Here is a 20398-nt window from a genome sequence, read left to right as displayed (position 1 = left end):
GAGCGTAGCGAGCGAGCCATTGGGAGGCGCGTGTGGGCGAATGCCCCTGCCGAGCGCAGCGAGGTGGGAGCATGAGTCGAAAAGGCCGCGCTCGCCGCATCTCCGACTGCACCGCCGGCGGCTTCCGCCCGAACGCCCGTGCCCCGCACCGGCGGAGCGACGGGGAGGGGGCCGACCAGGCCTTCGTCATCGGTGTGCTGACCAGCGCCGCGGACTTCGAACGGGCCCGCGCCTGGCGGGTGACCGACGCCCCCGACTACGAGCGCTACCTGGCCGACACGGCCGACCTGCTCGCCGAGGCGCTGCGGCGCTTCGACACCGTCCGGGCGCGGATGTTCCACCCGCAGGACTTCGCCGAGTTCTGCGTCCTGCACGGGCTGGACCCGGCCGAGCCGGCCGCCCGCGACCGCTACCTGCTCAACCCCGCGCTGCAGACCCAACTGCTCGCCTACCAGGGCGAGGAGCTCGCCGGGGACTTCGTGCCGCGCCTGGTCCGCGCCCGGGAGAACGGACTGACGCTCCGCCACGCTGACCTGATCCTCGACGGCGGGCTCTACGGCGCCACCGGCGAGGCGGACGAGGACCACGGCCGCTGGGTGCGCACCGCCCACCAGCGCGGCTCCGAGGTGCTGCGCCGGATGCTGGTCGGCGCGGGCGCCGGGGTGTACGAGCTGCGGGTGCGGGTGGACGCGCCGGGCGGGAGGCTGAGCGCCGCGGCGCGCGTCCTCCAGTGGGAGGACGGCGTCGTGCGGATCAACGACGAGGACCTGGAGCTGGTCTGCGCGGTGCTGTGCGCCGGGCTGGCCCTGGAACTGCCGGGCGTGGCCGTGCTGCACGGCTCGCAGGGGTCGGCGGCGGCCTGCGGGGAGTACCGGCCGGCCGCGTGGGCCTGGTCGAGCGGCGGGCCGGACTGGGCCCCGGCGGCCCGGCCGGTGCGGCTGGACGGGGTGGCCGCGCAGCCCGGGTACAGCCTGGGCACGGTCTGCTGAGGCACTGCCGAGGCGCCGGGGAGACACAGGGGAAGGCACCGGGAAGGCACCGGGAAGGCACGGGAGAAGCGCCGGCCCCGGCTGCTGGAACCACCGCTGCTGGAAACACCACGGCGCGGCCCCCGGGTTCCGGGGTGCCGCGCCGTGACGTTTCTGCTTGCCCGAAAGGGCGGGACGAGCCTCGTTTCCGCTGGCGGGAGCCGGTGCGGGGAGCGTCAGCTCGCCTCCTCCTCGCGCACCGCGCGGCGCGCGTCGGGGTTGAGCACGCCCCACGAGATCAGCTGCTCGGTGAGGATCGACGGCGACTGGTCGTAGATGACGGCCAGGGTGCGCAGGTCGTCCTGGCGGATCGACAGCACCTTGCCGTTGTAGTCGCCGCGCTGGCTCTGGATGGTCGCCGCGTAGCGCTGCAGCGGGCCGGCCTTCTCGGACGGGACCTGGGTCAGTCTCTCCAGGTCGAGCACCAGGCGCGGCGGCGGCTCGGCCGCGCCGCCCGGGGTGCCGCCGGGCAGCAGCTCCTGGACCGGGACGCCGTAGAACTCCGCCAGCTCGGCCAGCCGCTGCACGGTGACCGCACGGTCGCCGCGCTCGTACGAACCGACGACGACTGCCTTCCAGCGCCCCTGGGACTTCTCCTCGACACCGTGCAGGGAGAGACCCTGCTGAGTGCGGATCGCTCGGAGTTTGCCTCCGAGCTGCTTCGCGTAGTCGCTGGACATTGATCTCCCCGGACGAGATTGCTTCGCGTTCAGTGGTGGGTCACGGGCGATTGCCGACGCCGTTACCGGTGGGTTCGACGTCCGTCTCGTAACTCACTGTGAGGTTACGTAGAGTAAGGTGTTGCGTCAAGCCGAATGGGGCAGTCGTGCGAATGGCCTGCGTCCGGGGTGCGTCGGGCGCGTTAACCCGGTGAAGCGGAATGGTGCAGGTCCGTTTGCCCGCTTGCGCGCTGGTAGGATTGCCCGAAGCCCGCGCCCGGTCGGCGGGGGCCATCCCAGACATCCTTTAAGGCCCGTCCAGTGAGGCGGGGAAGGAGGTCCGCTTCGGCATGACCACACACCAGGATCCGTCACCCCGAGCACCGCACCAGGTGCTGGACGGCGCGGACATCGCCCGGGTCGTCACCCGGATAGCGCACGAGATCGTCGAGCGCGCCAAGGGCGCGGAGGACGTCGTGCTGCTCGGCATCCACACCCGCGGCGTCCACCTCGCCCGCCGCCTGCGCGACCGGCTGGCCCAGATCACCGGCCGCGAGATCCCGCTCGGCACCCTGGACATCACGATGTACCGGGACGACCTCCGGCTCAAGCCCGCCCGCGCCCTGGAGCACACCGAGATCCCGGCCGGCGGCATCGACGGCAAGCTCGTGATCCTCGTCGACGACGTGCTGTTCTCCGGCCGCACCATCCGCGCCGCGCTCGACGCGCTCGGCGACATCGGCCGCCCGCGCGCCGTCCAGCTCGCCGTCCTGGTCGACCGCGGCCACCGCGAGCTGCCGATCCGCGCCGACTACGTGGGCAAGAACCTGCCCACCTCGCTGCGCGAGGCCGTGCAGGTGCGCCTGGCCGACACCGACGGCGTGGACGCCGTCCTGGTCGGCGACCGCGACCACAACCAGCGCTCGTCGCAGGCCCTGACCGAACCGCACCTTCCGGAGTAGCCCGCGTGATGCGCCACCTCGTCTCCGCCGCCGATCTCACCCGCGACGACGCGCTGCTGGTCCTGGACACCGCCGAGGAGCTGGCCCAGCTCTCCGGGCGGGCCGTGAAGAAGCTGCCCACGCTGCGCGGCCGGACCGTCGTCAACCTCTTCTTCGAGGACTCGACCCGCACCAAGACCTCCTTCGAGGTCGCCGAGAAGCGCCTCTCGGCGGACGTCATCAACTTCTCCGCCAAGGGCTCGTCCGTCTCCAAGGGCGAGAGCCTCAAGGACACCGCGCTGACCCTGCAGGCCATGGGTGCCGACGCGGTCGTCATCCGCCACCACGCCTCCGGCGCGCCCGCCCGCCTGGCGCAGTCCGACTGGCTGCACGGCAGTGTCATCAACGCCGGTGACGGCACCCACGAGCACCCCACCCAGGCGCTGCTCGACGCCTTCACCATGCGCCGCCACCTCAACCCGGGCAGTGGCAAGGACCTCGCAGGGCGCCGGGTGACGATCGTCGGCGACGTCCTGCACAGCCGGGTCGCCCGCTCCAACGTCCACCTGCTGACCACCCTCGGCGCCCAGGTCACCTTCGTCGCCCCGCCGACGCTGCTGCCCATCGGCATCGAGAACTGGCCCTGCGAGATCAGCTACGACCTGGAGAGCGTGCTCCCCAAGACGGACGCGCTGATGATGCTCCGGGTGCAGCGCGAGCGGATGAACGCCGCGTTCTTCCCGACCGAGCGGGAGTACAGCCGCCGCTACGGCATGAACGGCCCGCGGATGACCCAGCTGCCCGAGCACGCGATCGTCATGCACCCCGGCCCGATGGTCCGCGGCATGGAGATCACCGCCGAGGTCGCCGACTCGCCGCGCTGCACCGCGGTCGAGCAGGTCGCCAACGGCGTGTCGGTCCGCATGGCCGTGCTGTACCTGCTCCTCGGCGGGGCCGTCTTCGCCGACGGCCCGAACGACGCCGCCCGCACCGAATCCGTGGAGACCGCCAAGTGACCACCTACCTGATCCGCAACGCCCAGATCGCCGGCGGCGCCCCGCAGGACCTCCACCTCGCCGACGGCGTGATCAAGGCGATCGGCACCGGCCTGGCCGTCGAGGCCGACATCGAGATCGACGCCACCGGCCTGATCGTGCTGCCCGGCCTGGTCGACCTGCACACCCACCTGCGCGAGCCCGGCCGCGAGGACGCCGAGACCGTCCTCACCGGCACCCAGGCCGCCGCGATGGGCGGCTTCACCGCCGTGCACGCGATGGCCAACACCACCCCGGTGGCCGACACCGCCGGCGTCGTCGAGCAGGTCTGGCGGCTCGGCCAGGAGGCCGGCTACTGCGACGTGCAGCCGGTCGGCGCCGTCACCGTCGGCCTGGAGGGCAAGAAGCTCGCCGAGCTCGGCGCCATGCACGAGTCCGCCGCCGGCGTCCGGGTCTTCTCCGACGACGGCAAGTGCGTCGACGACGCCGTGCTGATGCGCCGCGCGCTGGAGTACGTCAAGGCCTTCGACGGCGTCGTCGCCCAGCACGCCCAGGAGCCGCGGCTCACCGAGGGCGCGCAGATGAACGAGGGCCAGGTCTCCGGCGAGCTCGGGCTCGGCGGCTGGCCGGCCGTCGCCGAGGAGTCGATCATCGCCCGCGACGTGCTGCTCGCCGCGCACGTCGGCTCCCGGCTGCACGTCTGCCACGTCTCCACGGCCGGCTCGGTCGAGATCATCCGCTGGGCCAAGGCCAAGGGCTGGGACGTCACCGCCGAGGTCACCCCGCACCACCTGCTGCTCACCGACGAGCTGGTCCGCTCGTACGACCCGGTCTACAAGGTGAACCCGCCGCTGCGCACCGCCGCGGACGTCCAGGCGCTGCGCAAGGCGCTGGCCGACGGCACCATCGACGCCGTCGCCACCGACCACGCGCCGCACCCGGCCGAGGACAAGGACTGCGAGTGGGCCGTCGCCGCGATGGGCATGGTCGGCCTGGAGACCGCGCTGTCGGTCGTGCAGCAGACCATGGTCGACACCGGCCTGCTGAACTGGGCGGGCGTCGCCGACCGCATGTCGCACCGCCCGGCCCGGATCGGCCGTCTCGCCGGGCACGGCCGGCCCGTCTCGGTCGGTGAGCCGGCCAACCTGGTGCTGTTCGATCCCGCGTACCGTGGTGCCGTGAACCCGGACAGCTTCGCCACCCGCAGCCGCAACACCCCCTACAAGGGCCTCGACCTGCCCGGACGGGTGCACGCCACCTTCCTGCGCGGCCGGGCGACCGTCCTGGCCGGGGAGCTCGTCGAGCAGGGCGTCGACGCGTGAGTTTCCACCGCACGCCCGCCCCGCTCGCCCCGTTCACCCCGCTGGCCCAGGAACAGGCCAAGGTCCACGACTGGCCCGGGTACATCGGCTGGGCCGTCGGCCTGCTGATCGTGATCGGGCTCGTCTACTGGCTGATGCGCCAGGGCTGGAACTGGCGGCGCACGCTGCAGTCCGGCATCCCGCCGCTGCCCGCCGTGCCGGCCGGCGCCGGCCGGACCATCCTGGAGACCAGCGGCCGGTACCACGGCACCACCACCGCCGGGAACTGGCTCGACCGGGTCGTCGCGCACGGCCTGGGCAACCGCAGCCGCGCCGACCTCATCCTCGGCGAGGACGGCCTGCTGGTGCGCCGCCCCGGCGACGTCGACCTCTGGATCCCGGCCGGGCACCTGACCGGTGCCCGCACGGACTCCGGAATCGCCGGCAAGGTCGTCCCGGCCGGGATCCTCGTCGTCACCTGGACGCACGAGGGCACCGAGCTGGACTCCGGCTTCCGGGCCGACCACCCCGACGAGCACGCCGCCTGGGTCGAGGCGGTCGCTCACCTCGCAACACGTACGAAGACGAAGACGGAAGAGGCCGCGCAATGACCGCACCTGCCCCCACCACGCAGCGCCAACGGCGGGAACGCGTCCCGGCCGTGCTCGTCCTGGAGGACGGCCGGACCTTCCGCGGCCAGGCCTACGGCGCCGTCGGCGAGACCTTCGGCGAGGCGGTCTTCAACACCGGCATGTCCGGCTACCAGGAGACCCTCACCGACCCGTCGTACCACCGCCAGGTGGTCGTGATGACGGCCCCGCAGATCGGCAACACCGGCTGGAACGACGAGGACGACGAGTCCAAGCGGATCTGGGTCGCCGGGTACGTCGTGCGCGACCCCGCCCGGGTCGCCTCCAACTGGCGCTCGCGCCGCTCGCTGGACGACGAGCTCGTCCGCCAGGGCGTCGTCGGCATCAGCGGCATCGACACCCGCGCGCTCACCCGGCACCTGCGCGACCGCGGCGCCATGCGCTGCGGCATCTTCTCCGGCCCGGCGCTCGCCGACCCGGCGGCCCTGCTCGCCCGGGTGCAGCAGTCGCCCGAGATGAAGGGCGCCGACCTGTGTGCCGAGGTGGCCACCACCGAGCCGTACATCGTCCCGGCCATCGGTGAGAAGAGGTTCACCGTCGCCGCGCTGGACCTCGGCATCAAGGCGATGACCCCGCAGCGGATGGCCGAGCGCGGCATCGAGGTCCACGTGCTGCCGGCCAACGCCTCCCTGGAGGACGTCTACGCCGTCAACCCGGACGGCGTCTTCTTCTCCAACGGCCCGGGCGACCCGGCCACCGCCGACCAGCAGGTCGCCGTGGCGCAGGGCGTGCTGGAGCGGAAGACCCCGTTCTTCGGGATCTGCTTCGGCAACCAGATCCTGGGCCGCGCCCTCGGCTTCGGCACCTACAAGCTCAAGTACGGCCACCGCGGCATCAACCAGCCGGTGCAGGACCGCACCACCGGCAAGGTCGAGGTGACCGCCCACAACCACGGCTTCGCCGTGAACGCGCCTCTGGACAAGGTGAGCGACACCCCCTACGGGCGGGTCGAGGTCTCCCACGTCTGCCTCAACGACGACGTGGTCGAGGGCCTGCAGGCGCTCGACGTGCCCGCCTTCAGCGTGCAGTACCACCCCGAAGCGGCCGCCGGCCCGCACGACGCCGCCTACCTGTTCGACCGCTTCGTGAAGCTCATGGAGGGCCAGCGTGCCTAAGCGCACTGACATCAAGTCCGTCCTGGTGATCGGGTCCGGCCCGATCGTGATCGGCCAGGCCGCCGAGTTCGACTACTCGGGCACGCAGGCCTGCCGGGTCCTCAAGGCCGAGGGCCTGCGGGTCGTGCTGGTCAACTCCAACCCGGCCACGATCATGACCGACCCGGAGATCGCCGACGCCACCTACGTCGAGCCGATCACCCCGGAGTTCGTCGAGAAGATCATCGCCAAGGAGCGCCCCGACGCGCTGCTGCCGACCCTGGGCGGCCAGACCGCGCTCAACACGGCGATCTCGCTGGACGCCAACGGCGTGCTCGCCAAGTACAACGTCGAGCTGATCGGCGCCAAGGTCGAGTCGATCCACAAGGGCGAGGACCGCGAGCTCTTCAAGGGCGTCGTCGAGGCCGTCAACGCCAAGATCGGTTACGGCGAGTCCGCCCGCTCGGTCATCTGCCACACCATGGACGAGGTGCTGGCCGGCGTCGACACCCTCGGCGGCTACCCCGTCGTCGTGCGCCCCTCCTTCACCATGGGCGGCGCCGGCTCCGGCTTCGCCCACAACGAGGAGGACCTGCGCCGCATCGCCGGCCAGGGCCTGACCCTCTCGCCGACCACCGAGGTGCTCCTGGAGGAGTCCATCCTCGGCTGGAAGGAGTACGAGCTGGAGCTGATGCGCGACAAGAACGACAACGTCGTGGTCGTCTGCTCCATCGAGAACTTCGACCCGATGGGCGTGCACACCGGTGACTCGATCACCGTGGCCCCGTCGATGACGCTCACCGACCGCGAGTACCAGATCCTGCGCGACATCGGCATCGCCGTCATCCGCGAGGTCGGCGTCGACACCGGCGGCTGCAACATCCAGTTCGCGGTCAACCCCGAGGACGGCCGGGTCATCGTCATCGAGATGAACCCGCGCGTGTCCCGCTCCTCGGCGCTCGCCTCCAAGGCCACCGGCTTCCCGATCGCCAAGATCGCCGCCAAGCTGGCCGTCGGCTACACGCTCGACGAGATCCCCAACGACATCACCGAGGAGACCCCGGCCTCCTTCGAGCCGACCCTCGACTACGTCGTCGTCAAGGTGCCGCGCTTCGCGTTCGAGAAGTTCCCGAGCGCCGACGCCACCCTCACCACGACCATGAAGTCCGTCGGCGAGGCCATGGCCCTCGGCCGCAACTTCCCCGAGGCGCTGCAGAAGGCGCTGCGCTCGCTGGAGAAGAAGGGCTCCCAGTTCAGCTGGACCGGCCCCGTGGGCGAGAAGGCCGCGCTGCTGGCCAAGGCGGTCGTGCCGACCGACGGCCGGATCAACACCGTGATGGACGCCATCCGGGCCGGCGCCACCGCGGAGGAGGTGTTCGAGGCCACCAAGATCGACCCGTGGTTCGTCGACCAGCTCTTCCTGCTCGACGAGATCGCCGGCGAGCTCGCCGACGCCGCCGAGCTCACCCCGGACCTGCTGCGCCACGCCAAGCGGCACGGCTTCTCCGACCAGCAGATCGGCGAGATCCGCGGCCTGAAGCCGGACGTCGTCCGCGAGGTGCGCCACGCGCTCGGCATCCGCCCGGTGTTCAAGACCGTCGACACCTGCGCCGCCGAGTTCGCCGCCAAGACCCCGTACTTCTACTCGTCCTACGACGAGGAGAACGAGGTCGCCCCGCGCACCAAGCCCGCGGTGATCATCCTCGGCTCCGGCCCGAACCGCATCGGCCAGGGCATCGAGTTCGACTACTCCTGCGTCCACGCCTCCTTCGCGCTGGCCGAGGCCGGGTACGAGACCGTCATGGTCAACTGCAACCCGGAGACCGTCTCCACCGACTACGACACCTCCGACCGGCTCTACTTCGAGCCGCTCACCCTGGAGGACGTCCTGGAGATCGTCCACGCCGAGCAGCAGGCCGGTCCGCTCGCGGGCGTCATCGTCCAGCTCGGCGGCCAGACCCCGCTCGGCCTCGCCCAGGCGCTCAAGGACAACGGCGTGCCGATCGTCGGCACCCAGCCCGAGGCGATCGACCTCGCCGAGGAGCGCGGCGCCTTCGGCCGCGTCCTGCGCGACGCCGGCCTGCCGGCGCCCAAGCACGGCACCGCCTTCTCCTTCGAGGAGGCCAAGGCGATCGCCGACGAGATCGGCTACCCGGTGCTCGCCCGCCCGTCCTACGTGCTCGGCGGCCGTGGCATGGAGATCGTCTACGACGAGGCCTCCCTCGCCTCCTACCTGGAGCGGCACGCCGGCCTGATCTCCGAGCACCCGGTGCTCATCGACCGCTTCCTCGACGACGCGGTGGAGATCGACGTCGACGCGCTCTACGACGGCACCGAGCTCTACCTCGGCGGCGTCATGGAGCACATCGAGGAGGCCGGCATCCACTCCGGCGACTCCGCCTGCGCGCTGCCCCCGATCACCCTCGGCGGCTACGACATCAAGCGCCTGCGCACCTCCACCGAGGCCATCGCGCGCGGCGTCGGCGTCCGCGGCCTGATCAACATCCAGTTCGCGATGGCCGGCGACATCCTCTACGTCCTGGAGGCCAACCCGCGCGCCTCCCGGACCGTCCCGTTCACCTCCAAGGCCACCGCGGTGCCGCTGGCCAAGGCGGCCGCCCGGGTCTCGCTCGGCGCCACCATCGCCGAGCTGCGCGCCGAGGGCATGCTCCCGGCCGAGGGCGACGGCGGCACGCTGCCCGCCGACGCGCCGATCGCGGTCAAGGAGGCCGTGATGCCGTGGAGCCGCTTCCGCGACGTCCACGGCCGCGGGGTCGACACCGTCCTCGGCCCGGAGATGCGCTCGACCGGTGAGGTCATGGGCATCGACAAGGTCTTCGGCACGGCCTACGCCAAGGCCCAGGCCGGCGCCTACGGCGCGCTGCCGACCAAGGGCAAGGTCTTCGTCTCCGTCGCCAACCGCGACAAGCGCAACCTCGTCTTCCCGGCGCGCGCCCTGGTCAGCCTCGGCTTCGAGGTGCTCGCCACGGCCGGCACCGCCGAGGTGCTCCAGCGCGGCGGCATCCCGTCCACGCTGGTGCGCAAGCACAGCGAGGGCGAGGGCCCGAACGGCGAGAAGACCATCGTCCAGCTGATCCACGACGGCGAGGTCGACCTCATCATCAACACGCCGTACGGCACCGGCGGGCGCCTGGACGGCTACGAGATCCGCACCGCGGCCGTCGCCCGCGCCGTGCCCTGCCTGACCACCGTCCAGGCGATGGGCGCGGCCGTCCAGGGCATCGACCGGCTGCTGCGCGACGAGGTCGGGGTGATGTCGCTCCAGGAGCACGCCGAGCTGATCAACGCCGGCCGCAAGTAGCACCACCGCAGTGGGGGGCACCGAAGCCAGTCGGGTGCCCCCCACTTCCATGCCCGCGATTCGACCTGCCGCGCTGTGAACACCGCTGCTCGCTCCGGGAGTTGACCCCCCTTGTACAAGCTTCTGTTCGACCTCGTCTTCAAGAAGATGGACCCGGAGAAGGCCCACCACCTCGCCTTCTTCTGGATCCGCCTCGCCTCCTCCGTGCCGGGCCTGCGCACCCTCGTCCGGCTGCTGCTCGCCCCGCAGGACCGGGCGCTGCGCACCCGCGCCCTCGGCCTCGACCTGCCCGGCCCGTTCGGGCTCGCGGCCGGCTTCGACAAGAACGGCGTCGGCATCGACGGCCTCGCGATGCTCGGCTTCGACTACGTCGAGATCGGCACCATCACCGGCGAGGCCCAGCCCGGCAACCCGGCGCCGCGGCTGTTCCGCCTGGTCGAGGACCGCGCGCTGATCAACCGGATGGGCTTCAACAACCAGGGCTCGGCCCGGGTCGCCGCCCGCCTCGCCGCCCGCCCGCACACCAGCTCCACCCCGGTGATCGGCGTCAACATCGGCAAGACCAAGGTCGTCGAGGAGGCCGACGCCGTCGCCGACTACGTCAAGTCGACCGAGCGGCTGGCCCGTTACGCCGACTACCTGGTCGTCAACGTCAGCTCGCCGAACACCCCCGGACTGCGCAACCTGCAGGCCGTCGACCACCTGCGCCCGCTGCTCTCCGCCGTCCGCGAGGCCGCCGACCGCACCACCGCGCACCACGTGCCGCTGCTGGTGAAGATCGCCCCGGACCTCGCCGACGAGGACGTCGACGCCGTCGCCGACCTCGCCCTGGAGCTGGGCCTGGACGGCATCATCGCCACCAACACCACGATCGGCCGCGAGGGCCTGCGGGCCGACGCCGCGCGGGTCGAGGAGATCGGCATGGGCGGCCTGTCTGGCGCCCCGCTCAAGGCCCGCGCCCTGGAGGTCCTCCAGCGGCTGCGCGCCCGCACCGGCGGCCGGCTGACGCTCGTGTCGGTCGGCGGCGTGGAGAGCGCCGAGGACGCCTGGCAGCGGATCATCCACGGCGCCGACCTCGTCCAGGGCTACAGCGCCTTCATCTACGAGGGCCCGTTCTGGTGCCGCCGCATCCACAAGGGCCTCTCCGCCCGCGTCCGGGACGCGGGCTTCCGCAACCTGGCCGCGGCGGTCGGCAGCGCCGTGCGCCCCTCGTGACCCCCCGTACCGCCACTGGAAACCCCGGAGACGACATGACCCTCGCCCCGTTCGGCGCCCGGCTGCGCCAGGCCATGGACACCCGTGGCCAGCTCTGCGTCGGCATCGACCCGCACGCCTCCCTGCTCGCCGCCTGGGGACTCGGCGACGACGTCGCCGGCCTGGAGACCTTCAGCCGCACCGTCGTCGAGGCGCTGGCCGACCGGGTCGCCGTGCTCAAGCCGCAGGCCGCCTTCTTCGAGCGCTTCGGCAGCAAGGGCGTCGCGGTGCTGGAGAGGACCGTCGAGGAGGCCCGCGCGGCCGGTGCGCTGGTCCTGATGGACGCCAAGCGCGGCGACATCGGCTCCACCATGGCCGCCTACGCCGAGGCCTTCCTCGCGCCCGGCAGCCCGCTGTTCTCCGACGCCCTCACCGTCAGCCCCTACCTCGGCTTCGGCTCGCTGCGCCCGGCGCTCGACCTCGCGCGCGAGCACGGCTGCGGGGCGTTCGCGCTGGCGCTCACCTCCAACCCGGAGGGCGCCGAGGTGCAGCGCGCCGTCGGCGCCGGCGGCGAGCCGGTCGCCGCCTCGGTGCTGCGCCAGCTGGCGGCCGAGAACGCCGGGGCCGAGCCGCTCGGCTCGTTCGGCGCGGTGGTCGGCGCGACGCTCGCCGACGCGGGCGTGGACCTCGCGATCAACGGCCCGCTGCTGGCCCCCGGCATCGGCGCCCAGGGCGCGACGATGGCGGACCTGCCGCGGGTGTTCGGCGCCTCGGTGCGCAACGTCGTGCCGAGCGTCAGCCGGGACGTCCTCAAGCACGGCCCGTCGGTGCCGGCGCTGCGCGAGGCGGCCGAGCGGTTCGTGGGGGAGTACGCGGACGCCGTGAAGTAGCGCGGCGCGAAGTGCCGTCCGGGGGCCGGGTGGTAGCCGGCCGGTGACCCTGCGCAGTGTGCGCAGGACCGGGCGGTGCCGCTCCGCAGGGCCTCCGCTTGACGTGAGCGCCGTCACATCGGCGGTGCCAAAGTCTCGCAATCGCGGTCATTTTGCCCCGGAAAGTCCTGGTCGGCCTTGGCTGACCAGGACTTTTCGTGTTCTTTTCCTGACGCGGCGCCGCAATCCGGGTAGTGTCCGGCGATAGGTCATCGAAGAGCCGCGATTCTCGTAGCTCCCGCAGGTCAGGGCCCTGGGGTTCCACTTGCGGAGGTGTCCTGGAGAACCAAACCAGTCATAGCTCAATCCCTTCCTTCCACACCCTGAGGTGAACGGCGTGGCTCTTCCGCCCCTTACCCCTGAACAGCGCACCGCCGCGCTCGCCAAGGCCGCCGAGGCTCGCCGGGAGCGCGCCGAGGTCAAGAACCGGCTCAAGCACTCCGGCGCCTCCCTGCACGAGGTGATCAAGGCCGGCAAGGCCGACAACGACGTCATCGGCAAGATGAAGGTCTCGGCCCTGCTGGAGTCGCTCCCGGGCGTCGGCAAGGTCCGGGCCAAGCAGATCATGGAGCGCCTCGGCATCAGCGAGAGCCGTCGTGTCCGCGGTCTCGGCACGAACCAGATCGCCTCCCTGGAGCGGGAGTTCGGCGGCGGTGCCGCCTGACCGTGCCCCCGTGGTCCCGGGATCGTCCGCGATCCGGGATAATCGGTGCATGAGTGAGCGTCCGCGGCTGACCGTGCTCTCCGGCCCTTCGGGGGTCGGCAAGAGCACGGTCGTCGCTCATATGAGGAAGCAGCACCCCGAGGTCTGGCTCTCGGTGTCGGCGACGACCCGCCACCCGAGGCCCGGCGAGCAGAACGGGGTCCAGTACCACTTCGTCGACAACGACGAGTTCGACAAGCTGATCGCCAACGGCGAGCTCCTGGAGTGGGCCGTCTTCGCCGGCAACCGCTACGGCACCCCGCGCGCGGCGGTGCAGGAGAAGCTGGAGCGCGGCGAGCCCGTCCTGCTGGAGATCGACCTGCAGGGCGCCCGCCAGGTGCGCGAGTCGATGCCGGAGGCCCAGCTGGTGTTCCTGGCTCCGCCGAGCTGGGACGAGCTGGTCCGCCGGCTGACCGGCCGGGGCACCGAGCCGCAGGACGTCATTGAGAAGCGGCTGGAGGCCGCCAAGGTCGAGCTGGCGGCGGAGCCGGAGTTCGACACGACTCTTGTCAACACCTCCGTCGAGCAGGTAGCGGCCGAACTGCTAGCCTTGCTCGGTGTAGGCTGACCTGTCTGTCTTTTCCACCCTTTCGGAAGGTTTTCGCGTGTCCTCTTCCATGACCGCGCCCGAGGGCATCATCAACCCGCCGATCGACGAGCTGCTTGAGGCCACCGACTCCAAGTACAGCCTGGTGATCTACGCCGCCAAGCGGGCGCGCCAGATCAACGCGTACTACTCCCAGCTCGGCGAGGGCCTGCTGGAGTACGTCGGCCCGCTGGTCGACACCCACGTGCACGAGAAGCCGCTGTCGATCGCGCTCCGCGAGATCAACGCCGGCATGCTGACCGCCGAGGCGGTCGAGGGCGCCTGATCCGGTCGACCTCGTAACTCTCCGGAAGGGCCTGGCGGAATCGTTTCCGCCGGGCCCTTCGGCGTTGTGCAGCGGACGGGGCCACGGTGCGGGTGATCGTCGCGGGGCCGTAGGGTGTGCACGTCCCTGGAGTGGAGGAGAGCGGGATCATGAGCGCGACTTCGGACCGGACCGGCGCGGACGCCCCGCGCGTCGTCCTCGGCGTCAGCGGCGGCATCGCGGCCTACAAGGCCTGTGAGCTGCTCCGCCGGTTCACCGAGTCCGGCCACCTGGTCACCGTGGTGCCCACCGCCGCCGCGCTGCACTTCGTCGGCGAGGCCACCTGGGCCGCCCTGTCCGGCCGCCCGGCCGCCACCGAGACCTGGGAGAACGTCCACGAGGTGCCGCACGTGCGGATCGGCCAGCAGGCCGACCTCGTCGTCGTCGCCCCCGCCACCGCGGACCTGATCGCCAAGGCCGCCCACGGCCTCGCCGACGACCTCCTCACCAACACCCTGCTCACCGCGCGCTGTCCGGTCGTGATCGCGCCCGCCATGCACACCGAGATGTGGGAGCACCCGGCCACCCGGGAGAACGTCGCCACGCTGCGCCGCCGCGGCGTCATCGTGCTGGAGCCCGCCGTCGGGCGGCTCACCGGCAAGGACACCGGCAAGGGGCGGCTGCCCGAGCCGGCCGCGGTCTTCGAGGCCTGCCGGGCCGTGCTGCGCCGCGGCGGCGCCGTGCCGACCGACCTGGCCGGGCGCCACGTGGTGGTCTCGGCCGGCGGCACCCGGGAGCCGCTGGACCCGGTGCGCTATCTCGGGAACCGCTCCTCCGGCAAGCAGGGCTACGCGCTGGCCGTGACGGCGGCGGCCCGTGGGGCGCGGGTGACGCTGGTCTCGGCCAACGCGGAACTGCCCGATCCGGCGGGGGTGGACGTCGTGCACGTCTCGACCGCCTTGGAGCTGCGCGAGGCCGCACTGAAGGCGGCGGAGGACGCGGACGCCGTGGTCATGGCCGCGGCGGTGGCCGACTTCCGGCCCGCCGAGTACGTCACCGGCAAGATCAAGAAGGTCGAGGGGGTCGAGCCGGCGCCCGTCGCGCTGGTCCGCAATCCGGACGTCCTGGCCGAGCTGTCCGCCCACCGGACCCGTTCGGGCCAACTGGTCGTGGGTTTCGCGGCGGAGACCGACGACGTGCTCGCGTACGGCCGCGCCAAGCTCGCCCGCAAGGGCTGCGACCTGCTCGTCGTCAACGAGGTCGGCAACGGCAAGGCCTTCGGGACGGACGTCAACGAGGCCGTGGTGCTGGGCTCCGACGGCAGTGAGACGGCCGTTCCGGTGGGCCCCAAGGAGGTGCTCGCGGACGTGGTCTGGGACTTGGTCGTGGAACGGCTGGAAACGGTCGGCAACCGGACAGAAGGCGCTTGAGTCCGGTCGGAGAGCCACTTGATAACGGTCTCGTTTTCCGGAAGCGGGTGACGTTCGACGGAACCTGACCGTTAGACTCCAGGAATCAAGTCTTTCCGGATGTCCCCGGTCCGCCGGGGGCCTTCAGTCAGCAGCCGCTGCAACCCCAGGGAGCGCTGTGTCTCGCCGCCTGTTCACCTCGGAGTCCGTGACCGAGGGACACCCCGACAAGATCGCTGACCAGATCAGCGACACCATCCTCGACGCTCTCCTGCGGGAGGACCCGACCTCCCGGGTCGCCGTGGAGACGCTCATCACCACCGGCCAGGTGCACGTGGCCGGCGAGGTGACGACGAAGGCGTACGCGCCGATCGCCCAGCTCGTCCGGGACAAGATCCTGGAGATCGGTTACGACAGCTCCAAGAAGGGCTTCGACGGCGCCTCCTGCGGCGTGTCGGTGTCCATCGGTGCTCAGTCGCCCGACATCGCGCAGGGCGTCGACACCGCGTACGAGGCTCGGGTCGAGGGCGATGAGGATGACCTCGACAAGCAGGGTGCCGGCGACCAGGGCCTGATGTTCGGCTACGCGTCGGACGAGACCCCCGAGCTCATGCCGCTGCCGATCACCCTGGCGCACCGCCTGTCGCGCCGCCTGACCGAGGTCCGCAAGAACGGGACCATCCCGTACCTGCGCCCCGACGGCAAGACCCAGGTCACCATCGAGTACGACGGCGACAAGGCCGTCCGCCTCGACACCGTGGTCGTCTCCACGCAGCACGCCTCGGACATCGACCTGGAGTCGCTGCTCACCCCGGACATCCGCGAGTTCGTCGTGGAGCCGGAGCTCAAGGCGCTCGCCGAGCAGGGCATCAAGCTCGTGACCGACGGCTACCGGCTGCTGGTCAACCCGACCGGCCGTTTCGAGATCGGCGGCCCGATGGGCGACGCCGGCCTGACCGGCCGCAAGATCATCATCGACACGTACGGCGGCATGGCCCGCCACGGCGGCGGCGCCTTCTCGGGCAAGGACCCGTCCAAGGTGGACCGCTCGGCCGCGTACGCGATGCGCTGGGTCGCCAAGAACATCGTCGCCGCCGGCCTCGCCCGCCGTGCCGAGGTCCAGGTCGCCTACGCGATCGGCAAGGCCGAGCCGGTCGGCCTGTTCGTCGAGACCTTCGGCACCGAGACCGTCCCGGTCCTCGACATCCAGAAGGCCGTCAGCGAGGTCTTCGACCTGCGCCCCGCCGCGATCATCCGCGACCTCGACCTGCTGCGCCCGATCTACTCGCAGACCGCCGCGTACGGCCACTTCGGCCGTGAGCTGCCGGACTTCACCTGGGAGCGCACCGACCGCGTGGACCAGCTGAAGGCCGCCATCGCCGGCTGATCCGTCCGGATTCCCGGAAGCGGCGCCCACTCCCCGACGGGGGTGGGCGCCGCTTCTGCGCGTCCTGTCGGTGTGACCTGGTAGTACTTGGGAGCGATGAGCAGCACAACAGGGGAGAACGGGGGCGCCGAGCCGGAGCAGCTGGCGTTCATCCGGGAGACGGTCCGCAAGGCCAAGCCGCGGACGTGGCGCGGCGCGAAGCGGGCCGAGCACCTGCCGGTGGCCCGGGTCGTGGTCGACAAGGGCGTGCTGACCATCGACAAGTTCTTCGACTACGAGGTCCCGGCCGCGATGGCCGAGGAGGCCCTTCCCGGCGTCCGGGTGCGGGTCCGGTTCGGCGCGCGCGTCGTCAAGGGGCAGCGCGAGGGCGGGGAGCTGCACGACGGGTTCATCGTGGCGCGGCTGGAGAAGAGCGACTTCCCCGGCCCGCTCGCGCCGCTCGCCCAGGTGCTCTCGCCCGAGCCCGTCCTCACCCCGCAGCTCCTGCGTCTGTGCCGGACCGTCGCCGACCGGTACGCGGGCACGCTGGCGGACGTCCTCCAGCTGGCGATCCCGCCCCGGCACGCCAAGGCCGAGGCGGAGGACTCCCCGCCGCCGCGCCCGCGCCCGGCGGCGCCCGCCCCCGGCGGCTGGCAGCGCTACCCTGCCGGGCCCGACTTCCTCGCCGCGCTGGCCGGCGGCGGCGCGCCGCGGGCCGTCTGGTCGGCGCTGCCCGGGCCCGGCTGGCCGTACGAGATCGCCCGGGCCGTCGCGGCGACGCTGGCGGGCGGGCGCGGTGCGCTGGTCGTCCTGCCGGACGGCCGCTCGGTGGCGCGGGTGGACCGGGCGCTCACCGAGCTGCTCGGCGAGGGCATGCACGTCGCCCTGGAGGCGGAGGCCGGTCCGCGAGAGCGCTACCGGCGCTGGCTCGCGGTGAGCCGCGGCTCGGTGCACGCCGTCATCGGCACCCGCGCCACGATGTTCGCGCCGGTGCGCGACCTCGGGCTGGTCGTGGTCTGGTCGGACGGCGACAGCAGCCACAGCGACCCGCGCGCCCCGCACCCGCACGTCCGCGAGGTCGCGCTGCTGCGGGCCGCCGAGGAGGGCGCGGCCGTGCTGCTCGGCGGGCACGCCGTGACGGTCGAGGGCGCGCAGCTGGTCAGCACCGGGTGGGCGCGGCCGCTGGTCGCCGACCGGGAGACCGTCCGGCAGGTCGCGCCGCGCGTGCGGACCGTCACCGACCAGGACCAGCACCGGGACGCCGCCGCGCAGGCCGCCCGGCTGCCGTCGGTGGCCTGGGAGGCCGCGCGCGAGGCGCTCGCGGCCGGGCACCCGGTGCTCATCCAGGTGCCCCGGCGCGGCTACGTGCCCCGGCTCGCCTGCGGACGCTGCCGGACGCCCGCGCGCTGCCGGCGGTGCGAGGGGCCGCTGGAGGCGCCGTCGGCGGACGCCGCGCTGTGCTGCGCGTGGTGCGGAGAGCCGGAGAACGACTGGCACTGCACCGAGTGCGGCTCCTTCCGGCTGCGGGCCCAGGTGGTCGGCGCGCGGCGGACGGCCGAGGAACTCGGGAAGGCGTTCCCGCGCATCCCGGTGCGGACCTCCGGGCGGGACGCGGTGCTCGCCACCGTGCCCGACGAGGCCTCGCTGGTGATCTCCACGCCCGGCGCCGAACCGGTGGTCGAGGGCGGCACCGGCTACGGCGCCGCGCTCCTGCTGGACGGCTGGGCGCTGCTGAGCCGCCCCGACCTGCGGGCCGGCGAGGAGACGCTGCGGCTGTGGCTGGCGGCCGCCGCGCTCGTCCGGCCGTCGACGGAGGGCGGGACGGTCGTCGTCGTCGCCGAGCCGTCCGCGCGGCCGGTGCAGGCCCTGGTGCGCTGGGACCCCCTCGGGCACGCCGGGCTGGAGCGGGACGAGCGGGCCCAGCTGCACTTCCCGCCGGTCTCCCGGATGGCCTCGGTCGCGGGGAGCCCGGCGGCGGTCGCCGACCTGCTCGGGCTGATCCGGCTGCCGGAGGGCGCGGACGTCCTCGGGCCGGTGCCCGTGCCGGCGCTGCGCGGCGAGGAGCAGGAGCGCGCGCTGCTGCGCGTGCCGCCCGGGCAGGGGGCGGCGCTGGCGGCGGCACTGAAGGCGGCGCAGATCGCGCGGATCGCGCTGCGGACACCGGAGGCGGTGCGGGTGCGGGTGGATCCGCTGGACATCGGGTGACGGGCGGGTAGCGGTGGTGCTCCGTTCGGGCGCCGGGTGGTGGTGGCGGCGGTTGCCTGCTCGGGTGCCGGGGGGCGGCTCCGTTCGGGCGCCGGGTGGTGGCGGCGGTTCGCTGCTCGGGCGCCGGGGGGCGGCCCGGCTCCGTCTCGTGCGGGGGCGGGGTGAGTGGGCCACCCCGCCCCGGGGGCCCTCGGGAGGGGAGGGGTCAGCCGCGCAGGGGGATGCCGGTGCGGTCGATCGGGGAACGCTCGGCGGGGGAACGGTCGGGGACGCCGCGATCGATCGACGTCCGGTCCATGGGCGTCCGGTCGATGGCGCTGCGGTCCACGGTGGGGCGGTCCGTGCCGGCGCGCTCCAGTGCACTGCGGTCCAGGCCGCCCTGGCGGGCCGCCGGGACGGTCGCGGCCAGGCCACTGCGCTCGGCGGGTGCGGGCAGCTCCTCGGAGCGGTCCGGGCGGCTCGGGCCCGGGACGGCGCCGCTCGCGGCCAGCAGTTCGCTGGTCGGCCGGCGCATCCCGTACCGCCGGTGCACCGCCTGCTTGGTGACGCCGAGGGCCGACCCGACCGAGTCCCAGGAGAAGCCCAGTGCCCGGTCGAACTCGACCGCCGCCGCCACCAGCGTCTCCACGCTCTCCCGCAGCTCCTGTGCCAGGCGCACGGTCGGCGCGGGCGCCCGGCCGTACACCACGAACCCGGCCGAGGTGCTGGGGCGGCGCGGGCGGTAGACGTTGCCCAGCTGGGCGGTGAGGGTCCGCAGCGCGTCGACCTGGCGCCTCACCCGCTCGATGTCCCGCACCAGCAGGTGCAGGCTCGCCCGCGCCCGGGCGTCGTGGTTGATCTGCTCGGCCATGGCCTACGTGCCACCTTCCGTACGGTCAGCTCGGCCGGAGCGCCGTGTCCCGTGCGCCCCGGCCCCGGTCAATCTCACTTGACCAACGCCGAAGCGGGGGCCGGGGTAACGCCGCCGAGCGGACTCGGGATATGCCAGTCACGGGTGTGGGTGGCACGGGACGGGCCCGGCTGCCGGTGCGGGAGCGCCTGATGAGGTGCGTGAGGCCTGCTGGGTGCGTGGGGCGGGACGGCGGAGGACGGGGGACGGGTGGCCGGCCGGGCCGCACGGAGGGGTTGCATAGACTTGCCGGTGAACCAGCCGTTGTCCCAGCCCCGCGCCCCTACGGACAGGAGCCCGCGCCCCGTGGCGATCCAGCCGATCCGTCTCTTCGGAGACCCCGTCCTGCGCGCCACCGCCCAGCCGGTGACCACCTTCGACAAGGAGCTGCGCAAGCTCGTCGGGGACCTCACCGACACCATGCTCGACGCCCCCGGGGCCGGCCTCGCCGCGCCCCAACTCGGCGTCTCCCTGCGGGTGTTCACCTACCACGTGGACGGCGTCACCGGGCACCTGATCAACCCGGACCTGTCGCTGAGCGAGGACGAGCAGGACGGCCCCGAGGGCTGCCTCTCCCTGCCGGGCCTGCGCTACGACACCAAGCGCGCGTACGGCGTCGTCGCCAAGGGCTTCAACATGTACGGCGACCCGGTCACCCTGGAGGGCACCCAGCTGCTCGCCCGCTGCATCCAGCACGAGACCGACCACCTCGACGGGATCATCTTCATCGACCGGCTCGACACCGAGCAGCGCAAGGCCGCGCTCAGGGCGATCCGGGAGGCGGAGTGGGGCACCGGGCCGGCGCCGGTCGTCAAGGTCTCCCCGCACAGCACCTTCGGCGCGGCGCGCTGAGCTCCCCACT

17 protein-coding genes and 1 pseudogene are annotated in these 20398 nt (G+C 72.7%); 16 read left to right on the top strand and 2 right to left on the bottom strand.

Features of this window, described 5'->3' with window-relative positions; all coding sequences use genetic code 11:
- The first annotated feature begins 71 nt into the window (after window positions 1-71).
- Window positions 72-989: a hypothetical protein gene (locus ACFVSN_RS19945; RefSeq protein WP_380446302.1), complete on the top strand. Its 918-nt coding sequence runs from the start codon at window positions 72-74 to the stop codon at window positions 987-989.
- A gap of 215 nt (window positions 990-1204) precedes the next feature.
- Here ACFVSN_RS19945 and ACFVSN_RS19940 read toward each other — a convergent pair whose 3' ends face one another.
- Entirely contained in the window at window positions 1205-1708 is a 504-nt protein-coding gene (locus ACFVSN_RS19940; RefSeq protein ID WP_031072501.1) for a transcriptional regulator, read from the bottom strand.
- A gap of 329 nt (window positions 1709-2037) precedes the next feature.
- Here ACFVSN_RS19940 and pyrR point away from each other — a divergent pair, with 329 nt between their 5' ends.
- The 14 genes from pyrR (at window position 2038) to ACFVSN_RS19870 (ending at window position 18647) form a co-directional block, all read left to right on the top strand.
- On the top strand, window positions 2038-2649 hold the full coding sequence (gene pyrR / locus ACFVSN_RS19935) for a bifunctional pyr operon transcriptional regulator/uracil phosphoribosyltransferase PyrR (RefSeq protein WP_380498450.1): 612 nt from the start codon (window positions 2038-2040) through the stop codon (window positions 2647-2649).
- 5 nt (window positions 2650-2654) lie between these two features.
- Complete coding sequence (locus ACFVSN_RS19930) at window positions 2655-3644, top strand: aspartate carbamoyltransferase catalytic subunit (protein WP_387956322.1); 990 nt, start codon at window positions 2655-2657, stop codon at window positions 3642-3644.
- Window positions 3641-4945: a dihydroorotase gene (locus ACFVSN_RS19925; RefSeq protein ID WP_380446305.1), complete on the top strand. Its 1305-nt coding sequence runs from the start codon at window positions 3641-3643 to the stop codon at window positions 4943-4945. The genes ACFVSN_RS19930 and ACFVSN_RS19925 overlap by 4 nt, the downstream gene beginning before the upstream one ends.
- Complete coding sequence (locus tag ACFVSN_RS19920) at window positions 4942-5535, top strand: hypothetical protein (protein ID WP_380498448.1); 594 nt, start codon at window positions 4942-4944, stop codon at window positions 5533-5535. The genes ACFVSN_RS19925 and ACFVSN_RS19920 overlap by 4 nt, the downstream gene beginning before the upstream one ends.
- Complete coding sequence (gene carA, locus ACFVSN_RS19915) at window positions 5532-6689, top strand: glutamine-hydrolyzing carbamoyl-phosphate synthase small subunit (protein WP_387601398.1); 1158 nt, start codon at window positions 5532-5534, stop codon at window positions 6687-6689. Before ACFVSN_RS19920 ends, carA begins: the two co-directional genes overlap by 4 nt.
- Entirely contained in the window at window positions 6682-9990 is a 3309-nt protein-coding gene (gene carB, locus ACFVSN_RS19910; protein ID WP_387956321.1) for a carbamoyl-phosphate synthase large subunit, read from the top strand. Before carA ends, carB begins: the two co-directional genes overlap by 8 nt.
- A gap of 111 nt (window positions 9991-10101) precedes the next feature.
- Window positions 10102-11205 (top strand): quinone-dependent dihydroorotate dehydrogenase, encoded by a 1104-nt coding sequence (locus ACFVSN_RS19905; RefSeq protein ID WP_380500128.1) that lies wholly within the window; start codon window positions 10102-10104, stop codon window positions 11203-11205.
- Between the two features lie 35 nt (window positions 11206-11240).
- The gene (pyrF, locus tag ACFVSN_RS19900; protein WP_380446310.1) at window positions 11241-12074 is read left to right on the top strand and encodes an orotidine-5'-phosphate decarboxylase; all 834 of its coding nucleotides are present in this window, start codon (window positions 11241-11243) and stop codon (window positions 12072-12074) included.
- Window positions 12075-12450: 376 nt separating this feature from the next.
- Complete coding sequence (gene mihF / locus ACFVSN_RS19895; RefSeq protein WP_030056187.1) at window positions 12451-12777, top strand: integration host factor, actinobacterial type; 327 nt, start codon at window positions 12451-12453, stop codon at window positions 12775-12777.
- A 49-nt stretch (window positions 12778-12826) separates the two neighbouring features.
- Window positions 12827-13384 (top strand): guanylate kinase, encoded by a 558-nt coding sequence (gene gmk, locus ACFVSN_RS19890; RefSeq protein ID WP_380446311.1) that lies wholly within the window; start codon window positions 12827-12829, stop codon window positions 13382-13384.
- A gap of 37 nt (window positions 13385-13421) precedes the next feature.
- Window positions 13422-13688: a DNA-directed RNA polymerase subunit omega gene (gene rpoZ / locus ACFVSN_RS19885; RefSeq protein ID WP_359967357.1), complete on the top strand. Its 267-nt coding sequence runs from the start codon at window positions 13422-13424 to the stop codon at window positions 13686-13688.
- Window positions 13689-13837: 149 nt separating this feature from the next.
- Window positions 13838-15097, top strand: coding sequence for a bifunctional phosphopantothenoylcysteine decarboxylase/phosphopantothenate--cysteine ligase CoaBC (gene coaBC, locus ACFVSN_RS19880; protein WP_380446312.1), 1260 nt, complete (start codon window positions 13838-13840; stop codon window positions 15095-15097).
- Between the two features lie 157 nt (window positions 15098-15254).
- Window positions 15255-16463: a methionine adenosyltransferase gene (gene metK, locus ACFVSN_RS19875; RefSeq protein WP_380446313.1), complete on the top strand. Its 1209-nt coding sequence runs from the start codon at window positions 15255-15257 to the stop codon at window positions 16461-16463.
- Window positions 16464-16559: 96 nt separating this feature from the next.
- On the top strand, window positions 16560-18647 hold the full coding sequence (locus tag ACFVSN_RS19870) for a primosomal protein N' (protein WP_380500126.1): 2088 nt from the start codon (window positions 16560-16562) through the stop codon (window positions 18645-18647).
- Window positions 18648-19026: 379 nt separating this feature from the next.
- On the opposite strand, the pseudogene ACFVSN_RS19865 reads toward ACFVSN_RS19870, so the two are convergent.
- Window positions 19027-19497: pseudogene (locus ACFVSN_RS19865) on the bottom strand (hypothetical protein); the annotation flags it as partial.
- Between the two features lie 345 nt (window positions 19498-19842).
- On the opposite strand from ACFVSN_RS19865, the gene def reads away from it, so the two are divergent.
- Window positions 19843-20388, top strand: a complete 546-nt coding sequence (gene def, locus ACFVSN_RS19860; RefSeq protein WP_380444658.1) for a peptide deformylase — start codon at window positions 19843-19845, stop codon at window positions 20386-20388.
- The last annotated feature ends 10 nt before the right edge of the window (window positions 20389-20398 follow it).

Source organism: Kitasatospora sp. NPDC057904 (genome assembly GCF_042887925.1).
Lineage (GTDB): Bacteria > Actinomycetota > Actinomycetes > Streptomycetales > Streptomycetaceae > Kitasatospora.
Note: the sequence above shows the minus strand (reverse complement) of the source record. Positions and strands in the feature narration are given on the sequence as shown.

Bases quoted from the DNA above. Each gene is read 5' to 3' on its own strand.
- gmk (WP_380446311.1), top strand. From the start codon at position 12,827: ATGAGTGAGCGTCCGCGGCTGACCGTGCTCTCCGGCCCTTCGGGGGTC.
- carA (WP_387601398.1), top strand. From the start codon at position 5,532: ATGACCGCACCTGCCCCCACCACGCAGCGCCAACGGCGGGAACGCGTC.
- ACFVSN_RS19870 (WP_380500126.1), top strand. From the start codon at position 16,560: ATGAGCAGCACAACAGGGGAGAACGGGGGCGCCGAGCCGGAGCAGCTG.
- pyrR (WP_380498450.1), top strand. From the start codon at position 2,038: ATGACCACACACCAGGATCCGTCACCCCGAGCACCGCACCAGGTGCTG.
- coaBC (WP_380446312.1), top strand. From the start codon at position 13,838: ATGAGCGCGACTTCGGACCGGACCGGCGCGGACGCCCCGCGCGTCGTC.
- ACFVSN_RS19945 (WP_380446302.1), top strand. From the start codon at position 72: ATGAGTCGAAAAGGCCGCGCTCGCCGCATCTCCGACTGCACCGCCGGC.
- pyrF (WP_380446310.1), top strand. From the start codon at position 11,241: ATGACCCTCGCCCCGTTCGGCGCCCGGCTGCGCCAGGCCATGGACACC.
- ACFVSN_RS19940 (WP_031072501.1), bottom strand. From the start codon at position 1,708: ATGTCCAGCGACTACGCGAAGCAGCTCGGAGGCAAACTCCGAGCGATC.